The 18,761-nt window shown below is 61.3% G+C and carries 16 protein-coding genes; 7 read left to right on the plus strand and 9 right to left on the minus strand.

All coding sequences use genetic code 11. The features are described from left to right. Window positions 1-71: 71 nt before the first annotated feature. The 5 genes from LPB73_RS15635 (at window position 72) to LPB73_RS15655 (ending at window position 5,572) form a co-directional block, all read left to right on the plus strand. Window positions 72-1,874 carry an ABC transporter ATP-binding protein gene (locus tag LPB73_RS15635; protein WP_093761976.1) on the plus strand — a complete coding sequence of 601 codons (1,803 nt, stop codon included), beginning with the start codon at window positions 72-74 and terminating at the stop codon, window positions 1,872-1,874. A gap of 78 nt (window positions 1,875-1,952) precedes the next feature. Beyond that, window positions 1,953-2,651 (plus strand): fumarylacetoacetate hydrolase family protein, encoded by a 699-nt coding sequence (locus LPB73_RS15640; RefSeq protein WP_231077432.1) that lies wholly within the window; start codon window positions 1,953-1,955, stop codon window positions 2,649-2,651. Window positions 2,652-2,730: 79 nt separating this feature from the next. Next, window positions 2,731-3,756, plus strand: coding sequence for an LLM class flavin-dependent oxidoreductase (locus LPB73_RS15645; RefSeq protein WP_231077433.1), 1,026 nt, complete (start codon window positions 2,731-2,733; stop codon window positions 3,754-3,756). A 96-nt stretch (window positions 3,757-3,852) separates the two neighbouring features. Beyond that, window positions 3,853-4,149, plus strand: coding sequence for a hypothetical protein (locus tag LPB73_RS15650; protein WP_231077434.1), 297 nt, complete (start codon window positions 3,853-3,855; stop codon window positions 4,147-4,149). Window positions 4,150-4,171: 22 nt separating this feature from the next. Further along, a complete protein-coding gene (locus LPB73_RS15655) occupies window positions 4,172-5,572 on the plus strand; it encodes a S8 family serine peptidase (protein WP_231077435.1) in 1,401 nt (466 codons plus the stop codon). Window positions 5,573-5,595: 23 nt separating this feature from the next. On the opposite strand, the gene ahcY is transcribed toward LPB73_RS15655, so the two are convergent. From ahcY to LPB73_RS15670, 3 genes are all read right to left on the minus strand, one after another. Continuing rightward, entirely contained in the window at window positions 5,596-7,017 is a 1,422-nt protein-coding gene (gene ahcY / locus LPB73_RS15660) for an adenosylhomocysteinase (protein ID WP_231077436.1), read from the minus strand. A 205-nt stretch (window positions 7,018-7,222) separates the two neighbouring features. After that, window positions 7,223-8,416, minus strand: coding sequence for a methionine adenosyltransferase (metK, locus tag LPB73_RS15665; protein WP_231077437.1), 1,194 nt, complete (start codon window positions 8,414-8,416; stop codon window positions 7,223-7,225). Between the two features lie 60 nt (window positions 8,417-8,476). After that, window positions 8,477-9,832, minus strand: coding sequence for a hypothetical protein (locus LPB73_RS15670; RefSeq protein WP_089268228.1), 1,356 nt, complete (start codon window positions 9,830-9,832; stop codon window positions 8,477-8,479). Between the two features lie 178 nt (window positions 9,833-10,010). Between LPB73_RS15670 and LPB73_RS15675 the strand changes: the two genes are divergently transcribed. Further along, window positions 10,011-11,321: a UDP-glucose dehydrogenase family protein gene (locus LPB73_RS15675; RefSeq protein ID WP_231077438.1), complete on the plus strand. Its 1,311-nt coding sequence runs from the start codon at window positions 10,011-10,013 to the stop codon at window positions 11,319-11,321. Between the two features lie 86 nt (window positions 11,322-11,407). On the opposite strand, the gene LPB73_RS15680 is transcribed toward LPB73_RS15675, so the two are convergent. The 6 genes from LPB73_RS15680 to LPB73_RS15705 all read right to left on the minus strand — a co-directional run bounded on the left by LPB73_RS15680 (window position 11,408) and on the right by LPB73_RS15705 (window position 17,329). Continuing rightward, window positions 11,408-12,526, minus strand: a complete 1,119-nt coding sequence (locus LPB73_RS15680) for a cobalamin-independent methionine synthase II family protein (RefSeq protein WP_231077439.1) — start codon at window positions 12,524-12,526, stop codon at window positions 11,408-11,410. A 31-nt stretch (window positions 12,527-12,557) separates the two neighbouring features. Beyond that, window positions 12,558-13,304, minus strand: a complete 747-nt coding sequence (locus LPB73_RS15685) for an ABC transporter ATP-binding protein (protein ID WP_120290649.1) — start codon at window positions 13,302-13,304, stop codon at window positions 12,558-12,560. Then, entirely contained in the window at window positions 13,297-14,049 is a 753-nt protein-coding gene (locus LPB73_RS15690) for an ABC transporter ATP-binding protein (RefSeq protein ID WP_231077440.1), read from the minus strand. Before LPB73_RS15690 ends, LPB73_RS15685 begins: the two co-directional genes overlap by 8 nt. Further along, window positions 14,046-15,089, minus strand: a complete 1,044-nt coding sequence (locus tag LPB73_RS15695; RefSeq protein ID WP_231077441.1) for a branched-chain amino acid ABC transporter permease — start codon at window positions 15,087-15,089, stop codon at window positions 14,046-14,048. The genes LPB73_RS15690 and LPB73_RS15695 overlap by 4 nt, the downstream gene beginning before the upstream one ends. 7 nt (window positions 15,090-15,096) lie before the next feature. Then, window positions 15,097-15,963, minus strand: a complete 867-nt coding sequence (locus tag LPB73_RS15700) for a branched-chain amino acid ABC transporter permease (protein ID WP_231077442.1) — start codon at window positions 15,961-15,963, stop codon at window positions 15,097-15,099. 196 nt (window positions 15,964-16,159) lie between these two features. Then, window positions 16,160-17,329 (minus strand): ABC transporter substrate-binding protein, encoded by a 1,170-nt coding sequence (locus LPB73_RS15705; RefSeq protein WP_231077443.1) that lies wholly within the window; start codon window positions 17,327-17,329, stop codon window positions 16,160-16,162. Between the two features lie 248 nt (window positions 17,330-17,577). Here LPB73_RS15705 and LPB73_RS15710 point away from each other — a divergent pair, with 248 nt between their 5' ends. Continuing rightward, entirely contained in the window at window positions 17,578-18,069 is a 492-nt protein-coding gene (locus LPB73_RS15710) for a MarR family winged helix-turn-helix transcriptional regulator (RefSeq protein ID WP_231077444.1), read from the plus strand. Window positions 18,070-18,761 lie beyond the last annotated feature (692 nt).

Raw genomic sequence — 18,761 nt, forward strand, 5'->3', positions numbered from 1 at the left:
CAGGCGGCTGTTTCGCAAGCTGACCCTGACGCCTCGGCAAATCCCTGCCCGGCGCCGTCGCTGGACCGCGGATGGCCAAGATTACTCGCAAAGTCACTGACGATCCTTACGGCGCCTGGGCGCTGATCCGCCGCTTGGTCGCCGAACAGGCGGTCACCTATTGGCGGCGCTACCTCCTGGCCTTCCTGCTGATGGCCGTCTCCGCCGCGACCACCGCAGGTGCCGCCTATATGCTCGGCGAGGTTATCAACCAAGCCTATGTGGACAAGAGCATCGAGCGGATCGCGCTGTTCTCGGGCTTCGTGGTGGTGATCTTCCTGATCAAGGGCGCGTCGACCTACGGCCATACCGTCATTCTTTCGAAGATCTCCAACGCCATCGTTGCCAACAATCAGCGCCGGCTTTTTGCCAAGCTGATGAACGAGAGCATCGGTTTTTTCTCGGAGCGACATTCGTCGGAATTCCTGCAGCGGCTCACCGCCGGCGCCAATTCGGTGACCCAAGTGCTCAGCCTGCTAATCAACGCCGTCGGCCGCGATCTGCTGTCGCTGATCGCGCTAGTCGGCGTGATGGTGATGCAGGATCCCTATATGGCGCTGTTCGGTTTCCTGGTCGCGCCGCCCGCGATGCTGGTGCTGCGCAAACTGGTCCGCCGCATCAAGGGCCTCGCTCGCAACCAGTTCACCGGCACCACCGAGATTCTGGAAGTGATGCAGGAATCGCTGCAGGGCATCCGCACGGTGAAGGCCTTCACGCTCGAACAGACCATGCAGCAGCGCATGGAAGCGAGCATCACGGCCGTCGAGCAGAACGCCAACAAGATGGCGCGCGTCTCCAGCCGCTCCAGCCCGCTGATGGAAACCCTCGGCGGTTTCGCCATCGCGGCGTCGCTGATGTATGGCGGCTATCGCGTGGTGGCGATGGGCGCGACACCCGGGCAATTCTTTTCCTTCGTCACCGCCTTCCTGCTGGCCTATGAGCCGGCGAAGCGGCTGGCGCGGCTGAACATCGATCTCAACAGTCAGATCATCGGCGCGCATACACTGCTGGAGATCGTGGACAGTCCGGCTTCCGAGCCAAATGACGACCACAAACCGGCGCTCAAACTGACCGATGCGCGCGTCGAGCTGCATGACGTGACGTTCCGCTATCGCCCCAACGAGGTCGTGCTCAACCGCATGAGCTTCGTCGCCGAGCCCGGCAAGGTTACCGCGCTGGTCGGTCCGTCCGGCGGCGGCAAGTCCACGGTGCTGGCACTGCTGCTGCGACTCTATGAGGTCAGCGAAGGCGACATCACCATCGATGGCCAGTCGATCGGCCAAGTCTCGCGGCGCTCACTGCGCGGCCAGACCGCCTATGTCGGCCAGGATGTCTATCTGTTCCGCGGCACGATCCGCGAAAACATCGCCTTCGGCAAACCGGGCGCCACGGAAGACGAGATCGTCGCGGCAGCCAAGGCCGCCTGCGCCCATGATTTCATCATGGGCTTCCCGCTCGGATATGAGACGCCGGTCGGCGAGCACGGCGCACAACTCTCCGGCGGCCAGCGCCAGCGCATCGCCATTGCGCGCGCGCTGGTGAAGAACGCGCCGGTCATCCTGCTGGACGAAGCTACCGCAGCGCTAGATTCCGAATCCGAAAAATCGGTGCAGGAAGCCATCGAGCATCTCTGCCAGAATCGCACCACGATCGTCATTGCGCACCGCCTGCACACCATCATGCACGCCGACGCCATTCTTGTGGTCGAGGGCGGCGAGATCGTCGAGCGCGGCCGCCACGACGACCTGCTGCGCCGTGGCGGACGCTACGCGTCGTTCTTCCGCTTGCAACATCGTGATGCTTCGCCGCTGGCACCGCTTCATGCGTCGGCGTAAGACTTGCCTCTGTTTTCTGCCGCGCAAGCGCGGCATCCGTTTTGATCCCAGCCTTCACAACCAGCCCGAGAGCCGTCCATGACCGCATCGTTCGTTATCGCCCCTCCGCCGCAGGCCGCCATCGCCGTTCAGGGCGAGACTTCGAAATTCCCGGTGCGCCGTGTCTGGTGCGTGGGACGCAACTATCTCGAGCACATCCGCGAACTCGGCAATGATGAACGCAACCCTCCCTTCTTCTTCGCCAAGCACGCCGATATGATCGTACCGGATGGCAGCGAGATCCCCTACCCGACACTGACCAAGGACATGCAGCACGAGGTCGAACTCGTTGTCGCGCTGAAGAGCGGCGGCCTCAACATCTCGCCGGAAAAGGCACTCGATCACGTCTGGGGCTATGGCGTCAGCGTCGATCTCACCCGCCGCGACCTCCAGACCATCTCGCGCAAGAAAGAGCAGCCCTGGGAAATCGGCAAGTCGTTCGACATGTCGGCGCCGTCAGGCGCGCTCGTCCCCGCTTCGAAGGTCGGCCACCCCTCCAAGGGTAAGATCTGGCTCTCGGTGAACGGTACCGAACGCCAGAAGGGCGACCTGTCCGAGATGATCTGGAACATCGCCGAGATCATTTCCAAGCTCTCGCTGCAGGTCGAACTCGGCGCCGGCGACGTCATCCTGACCGGCACCCCTGCCGGCGTGGCGGCGCTTCAGCCGGGCGACAAGGTCGAATGCGGCGTCGATGGCATCGGCACCTTGAAGTTCGAAATCACCAAACCCAAGTAAGTCAGGCACGCCTTTACTGCGAAAGGCCGCGCGTCACGCGCGGCCTTTTTCGTTTCAGCGCTCGTCAGGGAAACCGCTCATGCCTCTCGAACTCGGTCTCGATACATTTGGCGACGTCACACGCGGTGCGGACGGCGAGATGCTGTCGCACGCACAGGTGATCCGTAACGTCATCGATGAAGCGGTGCTGGCCGACCAGCTTGGTGTCGATTTCTTCGGTGTCGGCGAGCATCACCGCGCCGACTTCGCCGTATCCGCGCCCGAAGTCGTGCTCGCGGCCATCGCCGCACGCACCAAGCGTATTCGCCTCGGATCCGCCGTGACCGTGCTGAGCTCCGACGATCCGATCCGCGTTTTCCAGCGCTTTGCCACCGTGGATGCCGCATCGAACGGCCGCGCCGAGGTCATCCTCGGCCGCGGCTCGTTCACCGAATCCTTCCCGCTGTTCGGCTTCAAGCTCGACCAGTACGAGACGCTGTTCGAGGACAAGCTCGATCTGTTCGCAGCGCTGGCGTCCGAGTCGGAAGTGACCTGGAGCGGCACGACCCGCCCGCCGCTCACCAATCAGCGCGTCTATCCGCCCGTCGAGACCGGCACGCTCAAGACCTGGATTGGCGTCGGCGGCAGTCCTGAGTCAGTCGTTCGCGCGGTGCGCTATGACATGCCTCTGATGCTGGCGATCATCGGCGGCGAGCCGGAGCGGTTCAAACCCTATGTCGATCTCTATCATCGCGCCTACGCACAGATTGATCGACCGGTGAAGCCGATCGGCGTGCATTCGCCGGGCTATGTCGCCGCCAGCGACGAGCAGGCGCGCGAAGAACTGTGGTCCGACTACAAAGCAATGCGCGATCGCATCGGCAAGGAGCGCGGCTGGCCACCGATGCAGCGCCGCGAATTCGACCAGGAAGCCGAACACGGCTCGCTCTATGTGGGATCGCCAGAGACCGTGGCGAAGAAGATCGCAAAAACCGCGAAGGCGCTCGGCATTTCGCGCTTCGATCTGAAATACAGCGCGGGACCATTGCCGCATGAGAAGCTGATGACGTGTATCGAGCTGTACGGAACAAAGGTCATTCCGATGGTGCGGGATATTCTACGCTGAGCGGACCACGAACGCGGCAAGATACAAAGCTGGAGGACTGCTCGATACCCGGACGTTTCGTGCTATTATCCTGGCTAGGCCGGTTCGAGGTATCGAATGCCCGACAACAATGACCCAATCCTGACACTACGGATCGCTCTAGATTCCCCGAGCGCTGGGATCTCGACAACCGCGGGCAGCCAGCTTAATGCGGCAGGCTTTTCTATTGAGGCGGCTACGCCAAGGAGCCTCATGGTCGAAGGAAAGCAATCTTTAATTGAACAATTCTTTGAAACACGCATTGATTTTATCGAGAACTCACCTCAATTTAAAGGTGAGCCGACCTTTGGTCGGCTTCCGGGCGGGATGGGTTATCGGGCATATTTTCCGAGAAGGCCGACCCCGTTTCCGTAACTAACCATCGGTGGGGGTAATCGTGGCGGATCAGGTCGTTGTACGGTTGGTGCCGAAATCGCGCAGCCGCGCACCTCGGCTCGATTTTGCTCTGGAATCCATTCAGATAAAACCGCAGGAATTCTCACCAGATCCGGCTCGGGCACGTTCGGCTCTCAACTACTTCGCTGCAAACAGATCGGTAGAGGTAAAACCGACCGAAAAGAATCGCGTCGAGCTTGCAATGGGCCGACAGGAGTTCAATGAGCTGTTCGGCGTGACGTTGCAGCCCGGCGAATATTCTGATCGCCACAAGAACCGGACGCCACAAGCCGAAACTTTCCTGGTGCCAGAGAAGGCCCTCAAAATACCCACTCCGCTTAAGGATACAATTGACTACGCCTACATTCCTCGTCCGATTGAATTTTACAGCGCCTCCTATCGCCCGCCATCGGAAGACGTTCCCCATCTCCATCTCGATGACGTCCGCGCTGCGCTGAACGCGCCGCGTGCCCATCGACAGGACTGGACCGGACGTGGCGTCAAAGTCGCTATGGTCGACAGCGGATTCTTCCCGCACCCGTTCTTCGCAGCGAACGGCTACAAACTCATCGCTTCCGCCGCGCCAGGAGCAGAGAATCCGCAGGATGATCCAACCGGACACGGCACTGGCGAGTGCGCCAATATATTCGCGATTGCGCCGGATTGCACGGTGTATGGCGTCAAGAGCAGCATCAGCGCGGCGTCTTCACTGGAAGCGGCGATCGGCCTCGGTCCTGATGTTATGTCGAATTCATGGGGGTATGATGTAGACGTCAGGTCGCGTGATCAGCTCAAGATCGCGGACCCAAATTTCTTCAACGAGATGGTCGATATCGAGACCATCCTGTCCGACGCCGTTCAAGCCGGCATTATCGTTGTGTTCTCTTCAGGCAACGGCCATCACGCGTTTCCAGGCTGTATGCCCCAAGTGATTTCGGCAGGTGGTGTGACCATCCTTGAGGACGGATCACTCGAAGCATCGAGCTATGCCAGCTCGTTCGAGAGCCAGTTCTATCCTGGGCGTAGAATTCCCGATCTGTGTGGGGTCGTAGGTGCGGCAGGCTCGAATCCACAGAAAAATCATATCATGCTGCCGGTTCCACCCACCTCCACATTGGATGGTCTGAACTTCTCGTCCAACCGAAAGGGCACGGGCTGGGGGATTTTCTCAGGCACATCGGCCGCCTGCCCTCAATTGGCGGGAGCCGTCGCCTTGCTAAAAGAGATTCGTAAAAACGTTAATAGCGAGCAGGCTCGAACAGCTCTGTCGAAGACAGCAACTGATGTTGCGTCCGGCACAACTGCGATGGGCACTCAAGCCGCAGTTGGCCCGGACCTTGCGACCGGTGCGGGTTTAGCAAGCGTCAGGTCAGCCTGCGAGTTTATCGCATCGATGACCTGACGCCCGTCATAGGCAAACCGAACTCAGTAGCGGTAGTGGTCTGCCTTGAACGGACCTTCCTGCTTCACGCCGATATAGTCGGCCTGGTCCTTGCGCAGCTTGGTGAGGTTCACGCCGATCTTGGCGAGATGCAGCATCGCCACCTTCTCGTCGAGCGACTTCGGCAGCACGTAGACTTCCTTCTTGTACTTGCCGTCCTTGTTGTTGGCATAGAGTTCGATCTGCGCCAGCGTCTGGTTGGTGAAGGATGCCGACATCACGAAGGACGGGTGACCCATGGCATTGCCGAGGTTCACGAGGCGGCCTTCCGACAGCATGATGATGCGGTGACCGTCGGGGAACGTGATTTCGTCGACCTGCGGCTTGATGTTGTCCCACTTCAGGTTCTTCAGCGACGCGATCTGGATCTCGTTATCGAAGTGACCGATGTTACAGACGATGGCACGATCCTTCATCGCGCGCATGTGCTCGATGGTGATGATGTCCTTGTTGCCGGTCGCGGTGACGAAGATGTCGGCCTGAGGCGCGGCGTCTTCCATCGTGACGACCTGATAGCCTTCCATCGCCGCCTGCAGCGCGCAGATCGGATCGACTTCGGAGACCATCACGCGGCAGCCGGCCTGGCGCAACGAAGCGGCCGAGCCCTTGCCGACGTCGCCGAAGCCGGCGACCATCGCGACCTTACCCGACATCATCACGTCGGTGCCGCGGCGGATGCCGTCGACCAGCGATTCACGGCAGCCATAGAGGTTGTCGAACTTCGACTTGGTGACGGAGTCATTGACGTTGATCGCGGGCCACAGCAGCGTGCCGGCCTTCTGCATGTCGTACAGGCGATGCACGCCCGTTGTGGTTTCTTCCGAGACGCCCTTGATGCTCTCGGCAATCGCCTTGAAGTAGCCCTTCGGCTTTTCCTTGAGCTGCTTCTTGAGCAGCGCGAAGAACACTTCCTCTTCTTCCGAAGCGGGCTTGTCCAGGAACGCCGTGTCGCCGTTCTCTGCCTTGAGGCCGAGATGGACATACATGGTGGCATCGCCGCCGTCATCGAGGATCATGTTGGGGTGACCGCCGCCGTGCCAGTCGAACAGCTTTGCAGTGTAGTCCCAGTATTCGGTCAGGGTTTCGCCCTTGATGGCGAACACCGGAATGCCGGCGGCGGCGATCGCGGCCGCTGCGTGATCCTGGGTCGAATAGATGTTGCACGAGACCCAGCGAATGTCGGCGCCGAGTGCCTTCAGCGTCTCGATCAACACGCCGGTCTGAATGGTCATGTGCAGCGAGCCGGCGATGCGGGCGCCCTTCAGCACCTGCTTCGGGCCGTATTCTTCGCGGGTGGCCATCAGGCCTGGCATCTCGGTCTCGGCGATCGAGAGCTCCTTGCGGCCGAAGGCGGCGAGGTTGATGTCCTTGACGATGTAGTCGGTGAAACCGTTGGGGGCGGTCATATTTGAATCCTTGTTCCTATAGTGCGAGAGGTTCTCGCGGACGCTCATAATTGCGCCCTCTCCCCTCGCGGGAGAGGGCTGCACAGACGGTCACGACATACTCGGTTCGGAGAGGGGGCTGGTCGTGGGCCCTCTCCCGCCTTCGCTTCGCGAAGGCACCCTCTCCCGCTGCGCAAAGCTTCGCCGGGGGAAAGGGAAAGTAAGATCAGACGTTGCGCTTCAGCGCATCGACGAGGTCGGTCTTCTCCCAGGAGAAGCCGCCGTCGGCATCCGGCGTGCGACCGAAATGACCGTAGGCCGACGTGCGGGCGTAGATCGGCTTGTTAAGGTCGAGATGCTTGCGGATGCCGCGCGGCGTCAGATCCATCGCGGCAGCAACGGCCTTCTCGATGGCATCGTCAGCGACCTTGCCGGTGCCGTGAGTATCGACATAGATCGACAGCGGGCGCGCTACGCCGATGGCGTAAGCGAGCTGCAGCGTCGCCTTGTCGGCGAGGCCTGCGGCGACGATGTTCTTGGCGACGTAACGCGCAGCGTAAGCGGCCGAACGGTCCACCTTGGTGGAGTCCTTACCCGAGAATGCACCGCCACCATGCGGGGCTGCGCCGCCGTAGGTGTCGACGATGATCTTGCGGCCGGTCAGGCCTGCGTCGCCATCGGGACCGCCGATGAAGAACTTGCCGGTTGGGTTGATGTGCCAGATCGTCTTGTCGCTGATCCAGCCATCCGGCAGCGCCTTGCGGACGTAGGGCTCGACGCGTTCGCGCACCTGGTTCGAGGTCATGTCCTCAACGAGATGCTGATGCGAGACGACGATTTCGCGCACACCAACGGGCCTGCCGTTTTCGTACTGCACGGTGACCTGGCTCTTGGAGTCCGGACCGAGCACCTTTTCGGTACCGGCATGACGGGCTTCCGAGATCAGGCGCAGAATCTTGTGCGCGTAGAAGATCGGTGCCGGCATCAGCTCGGGCGTTTCGTTGGTAGCGTAACCGAACATGATGCCCTGGTCGCCAGCGCCTTCTTCGGCATTGGTCGGCTGCTTGGCATCGACGCCCTGTGCGATATCGGCCGACTGCGGATGCAGCAGAATCTCGACGTCGGCGGTCTTCCAGTGGAAACCGTCCTGCTCGTAGCCGATGTCCTTGATGGCGGCGCGAACGACGGCTTCAATGTGGTCGTTGGTGACGGTGGATGGACCGCGGGTCTCGCCGGCGATCACAACCTTGTTGGTGGTGGCGAGGGTTTCGCAGGCAGCGCGAATATCCCAAGGATCAATGCCCGCCTTCGGGCCTTCGCGGAAGAACAGATCGACGATCTCGTCGGAGATACGGTCGCAGACCTTGTCGGGATGGCCTTCGGAAACCGATTCACTGGTGAAGAGATAAGACGCGCGCATCAACTGGTCCTCTAGGTTGCGCCGGAGCCCGGCAGCCTTTGTCACATTGTTCCAGAAATGTCAGTCGCGACGCCGCGAGATGACGTAGGATTCGTCGTAGAACCAGAGACCGTTGTGCTTGCGCAAAACTTCTCGGGTGGCATCCAGGTAACGGCCGCTCTCCGTCACTTCCGTCAAACGGTCATCCTCGATTTGAGCCACGTAAACCGCCGCGTTCCACGCTGCAAAAGCCGTCGAAGTTCCGATCGATCCGGTCACCTCGTTCGGCAGCGCCTCCATGGCGTAGCGAAAGATCGACCGCTGGTCGGAATAGGCATTGAAGTTCAGATCGCGGCCGGCTGAGCCCAGCTCGTATTTCACTGCGCGCAATAGCTCATGACGGCTCACGGCGAAAGGGTTTTCTTTGGGCCAGACGGCTTGGACGATCTCCATACCGGGGTCCTGCCCATGCGAGTGGATACCGATCAGTCGCCCACCTGCCCGCAGCGCCCGGGCCAGCGGCGCCATGATCCGTTTGGCCCGAAATTGTACCGAAGACTTCGCCCGATAGGGCTGGGAGGCGATAATCAGGTCAAAATTGGCCTCCGTGCGCCCTGCGCGGGGGATAATAGAATCCAGCAGGAACCGGTGATCCTCGCGATAAACCACCAGCGCCACGGGCCGTTCATAGGTCGGCATGCCTGATCGGGGGTTGATGCTGGCCCGCCAGTTGTCCTCAAGAAAAGCTCCAAGTCCGGCGATCTGGTCAGCGAATTCGCCGGACGAAGCGCCCCGCAGCGGAACTTCGTGCCAGATCATGGCGGCTGCGGCGGCCGGCGATGCCGGGGTCAGTGTGGGCGCCTCAGCATAGTGCATGTTGGTCAGCACGAAGACCGTGGCTGGATGTTCGAACAGCCGATCCGGCACCTTATCCAGCGTCAGCCGGACGTCCTCGAGGCTGAGCTCCTTGCCGGCGATATAGAATGGCATATGCGGAAAACGGCCGTGCATCGAGCGCATCACCCGCGCCAGCACCGTGCCATCGCCAACGCCCGCATCGAACACCCGCAGCGCAGGCGGGCGCGGATGGATGCTTGCCAATTCGAGGCCGACGCGATCGGCAATGACCCGCTTTTCCGAGCAGGTATGGACAAACAGCAGGTATTTCTGCCGGTTCTCGAAGAAGCGGAAATTGCTGCGCGGATCGCGACGTTCGATTGGCGGCTCCAGCCCGCGTGGCGGCGGCACGCCCTCCGGCATCGATTGGGCAATGAAGGCCTGAATCCGCTCCAACGTGTCGATGGTGATGCGCTTTCCCTCACGCAGGCGATTCACCAGCTTGCCGTCGTTGACGGCCCGGCGACCGAAGGTCGACTCCGCCATCTCCGCCTGTCGGCAGAAATCCGAGATGATTCCGAGGATCTGATCGTTCTTCATGTGCGGGGATGTGACCGGAAGTGGGCAGAATTATGCTTGGCCCACTCTTTAGCACAGTCTGCCCACAGATGAAATGCCCCCTTCGATCCGCCTGCCGTCGTGTGAAAGTCGTGCGCTTCTGCTAGGATGTGGCAAGTTCAAATTCTCGCCTCTCGATCACTCAAAACGGGCTTTCTCCATGCGCATTGCGATGATCGGCACCGGTTACGTCGGCCTTGTGTCCGGCGCCTGCTTCGCCGATTTCGGCCATAACGTGATCTGCGTGGACAAGGACAGCAGCAAGATCGACGCCCTGCTCCGTGGCGAGATCCCGATCTTCGAGCCCGGCCTGGACGCGCTGGTGGCCAGCAATGTGAAAAGCGGCCGGCTCGGCTTCAGTCTCGACCTCAGTGAAGCCGTGAAGACGGCGGATGCCGTGTTCATCGCGGTCGGCACCCCGTCCCGCCGCGGCGATGGCCACGCCGATCTCAGCTACGTGCATGCCGCCGCGCGCGAGATCGCCGCCAACCTGCGCGATTTTACCGTGGTGATCACCAAGTCGACCGTGCCGGTCGGCACCGGCGACGATGTGGAACGTATCATCAGGGAAACCAATCCCGACGCCGACGTCGCCGTGGCGTCAAACCCGGAATTCCTGCGCGAAGGCGCCGCGATCCGCGACTTCAAGCATCCCGACCGGATCGTGGTCGGCACCGACGACGAGCGCGCACGCACAGTGATCTCGGAGATCTATCGTCCGCTTTATCTCAATCAGGCGCCCATCATGTATACGGGTCGGCGCACGGCCGAGCTGATCAAATACGCCGCCAACGCGTTCCTCGCGACCAAGATCACCTTCATCAATGAAATCGCCGATCTGGCCGAGCGGACCGGCGCGGATGTCCAGGACGTCGCGCGTGGCATCGGGCTCGATAACCGCATCGGCGCGAAATTCCTGCATGCGGGTCCCGGCTTCGGTGGCTCGTGTTTTCCGAAGGATACCCGCGCACTGGTCAAGACCGGTCAAGACTATGACGCGCCCCTGCGGATCGTCGAGGCCGTCCTCACCGTCAACGATAGCCGCAAGCGCGCCATGGCCCGCAAGGTTTCTGCCGCGCTCGGCGGCAATCTGCGCGGCAAGACCGTCGGCGTACTCGGACTGACGTTCAAGCCCAACACCGACGACATGCGCGAGGCGCCGTCGATCCCCTTGATCACCGCGCTTCAGGATCTCGGCGCGACCGTGCAGGCCTACGATCCCGTCGGTATGGAACAGGCCAGGCACGAACTGCCGGATATCACCTATTGCGACGATGCCTATGCATGCGCGACTGGCGCCGACGCGCTGGTGATCGTGACCGAGTGGGAACAATTCCGCGCGCTCGACCTCGCGCAAGTGAAGCAGAAGATGAAGCAGCCGGTCATCGTGGACCTGCGCAACATCTACCGCCCCGAGGAGATGGAGAAGGCCGGCTTCACCTATGAAAGCGTGGGCCGCGGCAAGTCCTGAGAGCTCATCGTCAGGAGACTAAATGCAAATGCCCGGCAAAAGCCGGGCATTTTTGTTGGCGAGCCGCCAGTCAGGCGACAGCGGGCTTACTTGCCCCACACTTCGTTCGCCACATCCACCGCGAGCTTCAACTTGGCCCACTGCTCTTCCTCGCTGAGGATATTGCCTTCCTCGGTGGACGCGAAACCGCATTGCGGCGACACGGCCAGTTGCTCGAGCGGCGCGAACTTCGAAGCCTCTTGCAGGCGCGCCTTGATGTCTTCCTTCTTCTCGAGCTCACCGAACTTCGAGGTGATCACACCGACCACGACGACCTTGTTGCCCTTCGGCAGGAAGCGCAGCGGTTCGAAGCCGCCGGCACGGTCCGAATCGTATTCGAGGAAGTAGCCGTCGTAATTGGTACCAGCGAGCAGCGTTTCGGCCACTGGCTCGTAGCCGCCCGACGAAATCCAGGTGGAGCGGAAGTTGCCGCGGCAGACATGCGTGGTGATCACCATATCCGCAGGACGCTCGGCGATCGCGTAATTGATGATGCGCGAATAGATCTGCTGCAGATTGTCGGCATCCTCGCCGCGCGCACGAACCTTGTTCAGCTCATCTTCCGAGCAGAGATAGGCCCAGACCGTGTCGTCGAACTGCAGGTAGCGGCAGCCGGCGTCGTAGAACGCCTTCACCGCCTTGCGATAGGTCTTGGCCAGATCCTCGAAGAACACTTCGATATCCGGATAGACCTCCTTCGAGATCGCCTTGCGACCGCCGCGGAAATGCAGAACTGCCGGCGACGGGATGGTCATTTTCGCGGTGACGCCGGCGGTGTCGCAGTGCTTCTTCAGGAACTTGAAGTGCGCAAGCATCGGATGATCGTCGGGGAAATCCACCTTGCCGATCACGCGCACCGAGTCATGACGGGTCTCGACGCCGGTGAACTGGATGCCGGTGTCAGGATGATAGAGTTCGCAGCCAGTCAGCTTGGCGAGGAAGTCGAAGTGCCACCACGAACGACGGAACTCGCCGTCGGTGGCGAGCTTGAGGCCGGTCGAGGCCTGGCGATGCACAACCTTCTCGATCTCGATGTCTTCGACCTTGCGCAGATCGTCAGCCGAAATCTCGCCCTTCTCCAGCTTGGCGCGCGCTTCCTTGATCGATGCGGGCCGCAACAGGCTGCCGACTTCGTCGGCACGGAACGGGGCTTTGGTTCTCTGCATAGTCGTTACTCCAGAATGCTCGGTTTGCAGATCAGCCGGGTGTGCCGGCCGTGTGTTTATTCTTGCTGCCGGCCGCGCCGGCGACGCCGAGGAAATGCTCCAGCACGGCAGGATCGGATTTCAACGCTGCACTCGTTGCATCATGCACGATGGTACCGCGTTCCAATATCACGACACGATCGGCAAGCCCGAGTATTTTTTGGGCATTCTGTTCCACGATGATGGAACAGATGCCGCCGGCGCGTGTGATCTTGCCCAGCGCTGCCAGCAATTCATCGACGATGATCGGCGCAAGGCCTTCGGTCGGTTCGTCCAGCAGCAGCACCTGCGGATTGAGCGTCAGTGCACGGCCAATCGCCAGCATCTGCTGTTCACCGCCAGACAGCTGATTGCCGAAATTGTTCTTGCGCTCTTCGAGCCGCGGAAACATCTCGTAGATCTTCTTGACGTCCCATGGCCCGGGCTGCGCCACGGCAGTCATGTTTTCTTCCACGGTGAGCGAGCGGAAGATATTGCGCTCCTGCGGCACCCAGCCGATGCCGGCTCGCGCACGCTGGTCCGGCCGCAGCGACGTGATGTCTTTTCCACCGAGCTTCAGCGTGCCGCTGAAGCGGCGGGTAACGCCGACGATGGAATTGATCAGCGTGGTCTTGCCGGTGCCGTTGCGCCCGAGCAGTGCCAGTACCTGGCTTTCGCCGAGTTGCAGCGTCATCTTGGGAATGACCACGGCTTCGCCATAGCCCGCGCGCAGGTCATTGATGTCGAGAAGATCAGACATCGGCGCCCTCGCCCAGATACACGGCCTTCACGCGCGGATCGCGCGCCACTTCGTCCGGGGGGCCTTCCACCAGCATGGCGCCCGCAACCAGCACAGAGATGCGATCGGCAAAGGAGAATACCAGATCCATGTCGTGCTCGATCAGCAACACGGTGACGTCGCGCGGCAGGCTGGCGACGGCCGAGAGAATATCGTGGCGCTCGCTTTCCGGCACACCCGCAGCCGGCTCGTCGAGCAGCAGCACACGCGGCTTGGTGGCGATGGCGACGGCGATCTCGAGAAGGCGCTGCTTGCCATAGGGCAATGTCGCCGTCGGCTCGTTCATGACGTCGAGCAGGTGAAAGCGCGCGAGGTTTTCCGCGATCGCGTCATTGACGTCACTGCGGGTGCCCATGCGACGCCACCAGTCGCTGCCATGGCCGAGATGTTCGGACGCAGCGAGACCGACCGTCTCCAGCGGAGTCATGTCGGGATAGAGCTGATTGATCTGGAAGGTGCGCGACAGCCCGCGCAAGACGCGTTTGTGCACCGGCAGTCCGGTGATGTCGTTGCCCTCGAGGAAGATGCGGCCGGAATTGGGCTTGAGCACACCGGTCAGAAGATTGATCACGGTTGTCTTGCCGGCACCGTTCGGGCCGATCAGCGCGTGACGCGCGCCGGCCTCGATCTTCAGCGACAGATCGCGCGTGACGCGGAGGCCACCGAAGGACTTTTCGAGATTGACGGTTTCCAGCGCGATGGTCATGGCGCCTCACTTTCCGGCGCAACGACCGGCGTCTTGGCGCGGCTGAACTTGCTTGCGATCAGGCGCGGCAGGAACATCGCCCAGCGATGCATGCGGTCGCGGCCGATCAGCACGATGACCACCAGCACGGCGCCGATCCAGAACTGCCAGTATTGCGGCGTCAACGTCGAGAACAGCTCCTGCAGCAGTTTGAAGATCACCGCACCGATCAAGCCGCCATAGAGATAGCCGGTGCCGCCGATGATCAGGACCAGCATCAGGTCAGCCGAGCGATCGAAGGCAAAACCGTCGAGCGAGGCGAGCGCCGTCGTCTGCGTCGAGAGTGCACCGGCAACGCCTGCGTAGAAGGCGGCGATGGTGTAGATCGCGATCAGCCGGCGATTGACGGGAATGCCAATCGCCGAGGCGCGCAGCGGATTGTTGCGGATCGCTCGCAGCGACAGGCCGAACGGCGAATGCACGATGCGTCGCGCCAGCAGGAACAAGACGAACAGCACGCAGAGACAATAGATGAAGCCGACCTTGCCGAAGATATCGAACGAGAACTGGCCGAGGATCGGCGCCATCTCGATGCCCTGAAGGCCATCGGATCCGCCGGTGATATTTGAAAAGCGGTTGGCGAGTTCGCGCAGCAACAGCGCAATACCGAGCGTCACCATCAGCCGCGTCAGATCTGACCCGCGCATGACGAGAAAGCTCGTCACGAAGCCAAGCGCCATCGCGGCGAGACCAGCAACGACCAATGCGATCACAGGCTCCGTGACAATGCCGTGTAATGCGAGCAGCCCCGCCGCATAGCCGCCAAAGCCAAAGAATGCGGCGTGGCCGAGCGACACGATGCCGGCATAGCCGAGGATGAGATCGAGCGAGAGCGCAAACAGCGCGAGCCAGGCGATCTCGGTCAGGATCAGGTAGCGGTTCGGGAACAGCAGGATGCAGCCTGCGGCGGCGAGCCAGAACACGACTTCGGGCCAGCGCCATTGCGCACGCGCCATGGCGAAGGTGCCGACTTCCGGATGGGTGGTGCTGTTTGCGCTCATGATGCCCTCACCGCGCCGCGGTGCGGCCGAACAGGCCGTTCGGGCGCCAGATCAGGATCACGATCATCATGGTGTAGATCACGAAGGCGCCGAGCTTCGGCACGTAATATTTGCCGGCGACATCGCCGATGCCCAGCAGCAGCGATGCCAGGAACGGCCCGGTGATGCTGGACGAACCGCCGACCGTCACCACGATCAGGAAGTAGATCATGAACTTCAGCGGGAAATACGGATCGAGGCCGAGGATTTCCGCGCCAAGTGCGCCGCCCATACCAGCAAGCCCACAGCCGAACGCAAAGGTCAGCGCGAAGACCTGCGGAACGTTGATGCCCAAACCTGACGCAGCGCGCGGATCGTCGACCGCGGCGCGCAGCCGGCTGCCGAAGCGCGTCTTCGACAGGATCATCTGCAATGCGATGGTGAGCAATCCGCAGATCACGATGATCATCAGGCGATAGCGGCCGACGCCAAGGCCGAACAGATTGATCTGACCCTGCAGATAATCCGGCAAATGGATAAAGGTCTGCGACGAGCCCATGAAGTAGTCCATCGCCGTCACGGACATGAAGACGAGGCCGATGGTGAACAGCACTTGGTCGAGATGGCTGCGCGTATAGAGGTGGCGATATAGCGATCGCTCCAGCACGGCGCCGATCGCAGCGCTCACCACGAAAGCAATCGGCAAAGCCGCAAAGAATGGCAAGCCGGCGCGATTGACCAGGATCGCGCAGGCATAACCGCCTGCCATGGCGAAGGCGCCATGCGCGAGGTTGACGAAGTTCATCAGGCCCAGCGTCACCGCCAGCCCGCACGCCAGCACGAACAGCAACATGCCGTAGGCGACGCCGTCGAACAGAATGGTGAGAAGGGTCATGGGATGGTGAGCACTTTCTGTCTTGTCCCTCCCCCGCTTGCGTGGAGAGGGTGGCCGGCCCTTTTGGGCCGGTCGGGCGGGGGTGGTGCCGCATAAAGAGCGGCGCGTGTGGCGCCCCACCCTACCCCTCCCCACGCAAGCGCGGGGAGGGAAATTGCCGATGGCGGAGCTTACTACACTTCCGAAAAAGTGTCGCTTACTTCTTCGTCTTGCCGGGATCCTTCACCGCCTCGAAGGTCGCGAATTCGATGTTGTAGAGTTCGCCGTCCACCTTCTCGACCTTGCGGATATAGATGTTCTGCACGATGTCGCGGGTCTCCGGATCGATCGAGATCGGGCCGCGCGGGCTCTCCCACTTCATGCCCTTCATCGCCGCGATCAGGCTGTCGCCATCGGCCTTGCCGCCGGTCTTCTTCAGCGCCTCATAGACGAGATGGATGCCGTCCCAGCCGCCGACGGCCATGAAGCCCGGGCGGGTGTTGTAGGCCTTCTTGTAAGCCGCAACGAACTCCTTGTTCATCGCCGACGGATGGGCTGCCGAATACAGATGCGCGGTCACGGCGCCCAAGGCTGCATCGCCCATGTTGTTGAGCAGGTCGTCGTCCATCACGTCGCCGGGTCCGATCACCTTGATGCCGGACTTGTCGAGGCCACGCTCGGCATACTGCTTCATGAAGTTGCCGCCCTGCCCGGCGGGCACGAACACGAACACCGCGTCGGGCTTGCTGTCCTTCATGCGCTGCAGAAACGGCGCGAAATCGGGATTGGCGAGCGGCACCTTGACCTCTTCGACAATCTCGCCGCCACCGGCGGTGAAGTGTTCCTTGAAGAACTGCAGTGCGTCGTTGCCCGGTGCGTAGTCGGAGGTCAGCGTCGCGACCTTCTTGATGCCGTTCTTGGCAGCCCAGTCACCGATGATGGTGGAGGACTGTGCCAGCGTGAACGAGGTGCGCACGATATAGGGCGAACGCTCGGTGATGATCGAGGTGCCGGCAGCCATCACGATTTCCGGCACCTTGGCCTGGGTCGCGAGCGGCGCAGCGGCGAGCGCAGCCGGCGTGACGCCGAAGCCGGCGATGATGTTGACCTTCTCGTTGACGATCAGTTCCTGCGCGAGGCGCTTGGTGTTGTCAGGCAGCGCCGCGTCATCCTTGAGGATGACTTCGACCTTCTTGCCGGCAACGGTGTCGCCGTTCTTCTGCTGATAGAGCTTGATGGCGTTGTTGATCTGCTGGCCGGTCGAAGCCTGACCACCGGTCATCGGCACGATCAGACCGATCTTGACGGTCTCCTGCGCTTGCGCGAGCCCGCCGATGGACAGCACGCCGACAGCAGCCACGGTCGCGGAAATGAAATTCCTCAGCATTAATTCCTCCTCTGTAGGTGATGCCGGCTCTTCAAGGCCGTGAAGTCATAGTCCCCATACGCTGTCGCCCGCGATGATGATCGCCCGCGATAACGGAGCCATGTTGACCTGTCAACGGCTGGGTTGACAACACAACGCGGTCTGTTGAACTGCGTAATTCCGACGCATCGTGGCATGCTGCTAAAGTCTAGCCAAGCATTCACGGGCCGCTCGATTTCCGTTCATTTCAGATTGCAGATCGTATCCAGATGACAAAGCCGGTGATCAACCATGGACGATATGTACCGGCGCTCATCAATTTCCTGGGCAACAAGCTCGCCGCGGGTGCCTCGAGTGCCTATCGGCGCGAATTCGGCGTCGGCGTCACGGAATGGCGAATCCTCTCGAAGCTCGCCAGCGAAGACGCGTGCACCGCACAACAGATTTGCCAGTATTTCGATCTCGACAAGGGTCTCGTCAGTCGCACCCTTAAATCTCTGGTCGATAACGGCAGCGTGACAGTGACCGATCTGGCCGGCGACAACAGGCGCGTCGTCATCCTGACCAAATCCGGCCGCGCGCTGCATGACCGGATCATCGAGCTGGCGCTGGACCGCGAACGGGTCCTGCTGGATTGCCTCGATGAGAAGGAAGTCGAAAAGCTGATCGACATGCTGGGCCGCCTGCTGGCACAGGCACCGGCGGTCAACGCGGTGCAGGTCCGCAAACCCGCGACACCGCGGCGCAAGACGGCCGTCTGAGGCAATCTTTGGAGAGATAGACAGCTCAATCCTGTCTGGCAGCACCAGTCTTTTCAATGACTTAGGGCGAAACGCCGCCTTCTCTCTTTATACCGCCGGAAGCACCCCGGAAGCACATCCGCCAGGATGCGACCGTTTAAGCCGCCCGAGAAGCCCCCTTGGATTCGCTCAACGCCTCGGATCTGGCAGCCAAAACTTTTGCAGCCATCGCATGGGTCATGACGGCGTCTATCTCCACCATATTGTCCGGCATGCATCGGAACTGGCCAATTGCCCCGCCCCCGAGCGGAGCCAACATCCGTACGGCTAACCGTAGGCTCACCGTAGCGACCGCCGCCAGCTGGACCGCAAGCGCGGCGGCGAGTTCCGCTTCTTGCCTCTGATCGTGCGTGTCTGTCCACCATTGACCGATTCTGCTCTGCATATCTGATCCTGGCAATTCGCTCTTGATGACCCGGTACGCACCCGCTTCGTTAGGCCATGCGCGTGCTTTCAATGATGATCGCGGCGATGACAGCTGTGGTGCTCATTGCGACCGCAGTATTCTTGCTGTCAGTGGCCTAGCTCTAGGCATCACAAGAGCAGTAAGGGCAAGCCCAGCACCAGCAGGAAAATGACGAGGACGCCAAGTCCTAGGTTATCGTCGCCCTTTACTTCTCTTGAGGCCGCCGGTTCGACCGTCGACATATTTC

The sequence above is a fragment of the Tardiphaga sp. 37S4 genome, assembly GCF_021044645.1.
GTDB classification, from domain to species: Bacteria; Pseudomonadota; Alphaproteobacteria; order Rhizobiales; family Xanthobacteraceae; genus Tardiphaga; species Tardiphaga robiniae.

What these genes read in the sequence shown, in the direction of transcription:
- LPB73_RS15685 (WP_120290649.1), bottom strand. Translation starts at nt 13,304, where the DNA reads ATGTCTGATCTTCTCGACATCAATGACCTGCGCGCGGGCTATGGCGAA.
- LPB73_RS15635 (WP_093761976.1), top strand. Translation starts at nt 72, where the DNA reads ATGGCCAAGATTACTCGCAAAGTCACTGACGATCCTTACGGCGCCTGG.
- LPB73_RS15640 (WP_231077432.1), top strand. Translation starts at nt 1,953, where the DNA reads ATGACCGCATCGTTCGTTATCGCCCCTCCGCCGCAGGCCGCCATCGCC.
- LPB73_RS15675 (WP_231077438.1), top strand. Translation starts at nt 10,011, where the DNA reads ATGCGCATTGCGATGATCGGCACCGGTTACGTCGGCCTTGTGTCCGGC.
- metK (WP_231077437.1), bottom strand. Translation starts at nt 8,416, where the DNA reads ATGCGCGCGTCTTATCTCTTCACCAGTGAATCGGTTTCCGAAGGCCAT.
- LPB73_RS15700 (WP_231077442.1), bottom strand. Translation starts at nt 15,963, where the DNA reads ATGACCCTTCTCACCATTCTGTTCGACGGCGTCGCCTACGGCATGTTG.
- LPB73_RS15690 (WP_231077440.1), bottom strand. Translation starts at nt 14,049, where the DNA reads ATGACCATCGCGCTGGAAACCGTCAATCTCGAAAAGTCCTTCGGTGGC.
- LPB73_RS15695 (WP_231077441.1), bottom strand. Translation starts at nt 15,089, where the DNA reads ATGAGCGCAAACAGCACCACCCATCCGGAAGTCGGCACCTTCGCCATG.
- LPB73_RS15645 (WP_231077433.1), top strand. Translation starts at nt 2,731, where the DNA reads ATGCCTCTCGAACTCGGTCTCGATACATTTGGCGACGTCACACGCGGT.
- LPB73_RS15670 (WP_089268228.1), bottom strand. Translation starts at nt 9,832, where the DNA reads ATGAAGAACGATCAGATCCTCGGAATCATCTCGGATTTCTGCCGACAG.
- LPB73_RS15705 (WP_231077443.1), bottom strand. Translation starts at nt 17,329, where the DNA reads ATGCTGAGGAATTTCATTTCCGCGACCGTGGCTGCTGTCGGCGTGCTG.
- LPB73_RS15650 (WP_231077434.1), top strand. Translation starts at nt 3,853, where the DNA reads ATGCCCGACAACAATGACCCAATCCTGACACTACGGATCGCTCTAGAT.
- ahcY (WP_231077436.1), bottom strand. Translation starts at nt 7,017, where the DNA reads ATGACCGCCCCCAACGGTTTCACCGACTACATCGTCAAGGACATCAAC.
- LPB73_RS15680 (WP_231077439.1), bottom strand. Translation starts at nt 12,526, where the DNA reads ATGCAGAGAACCAAAGCCCCGTTCCGTGCCGACGAAGTCGGCAGCCTG.
- LPB73_RS15710 (WP_231077444.1), top strand. Translation starts at nt 17,578, where the DNA reads ATGACAAAGCCGGTGATCAACCATGGACGATATGTACCGGCGCTCATC.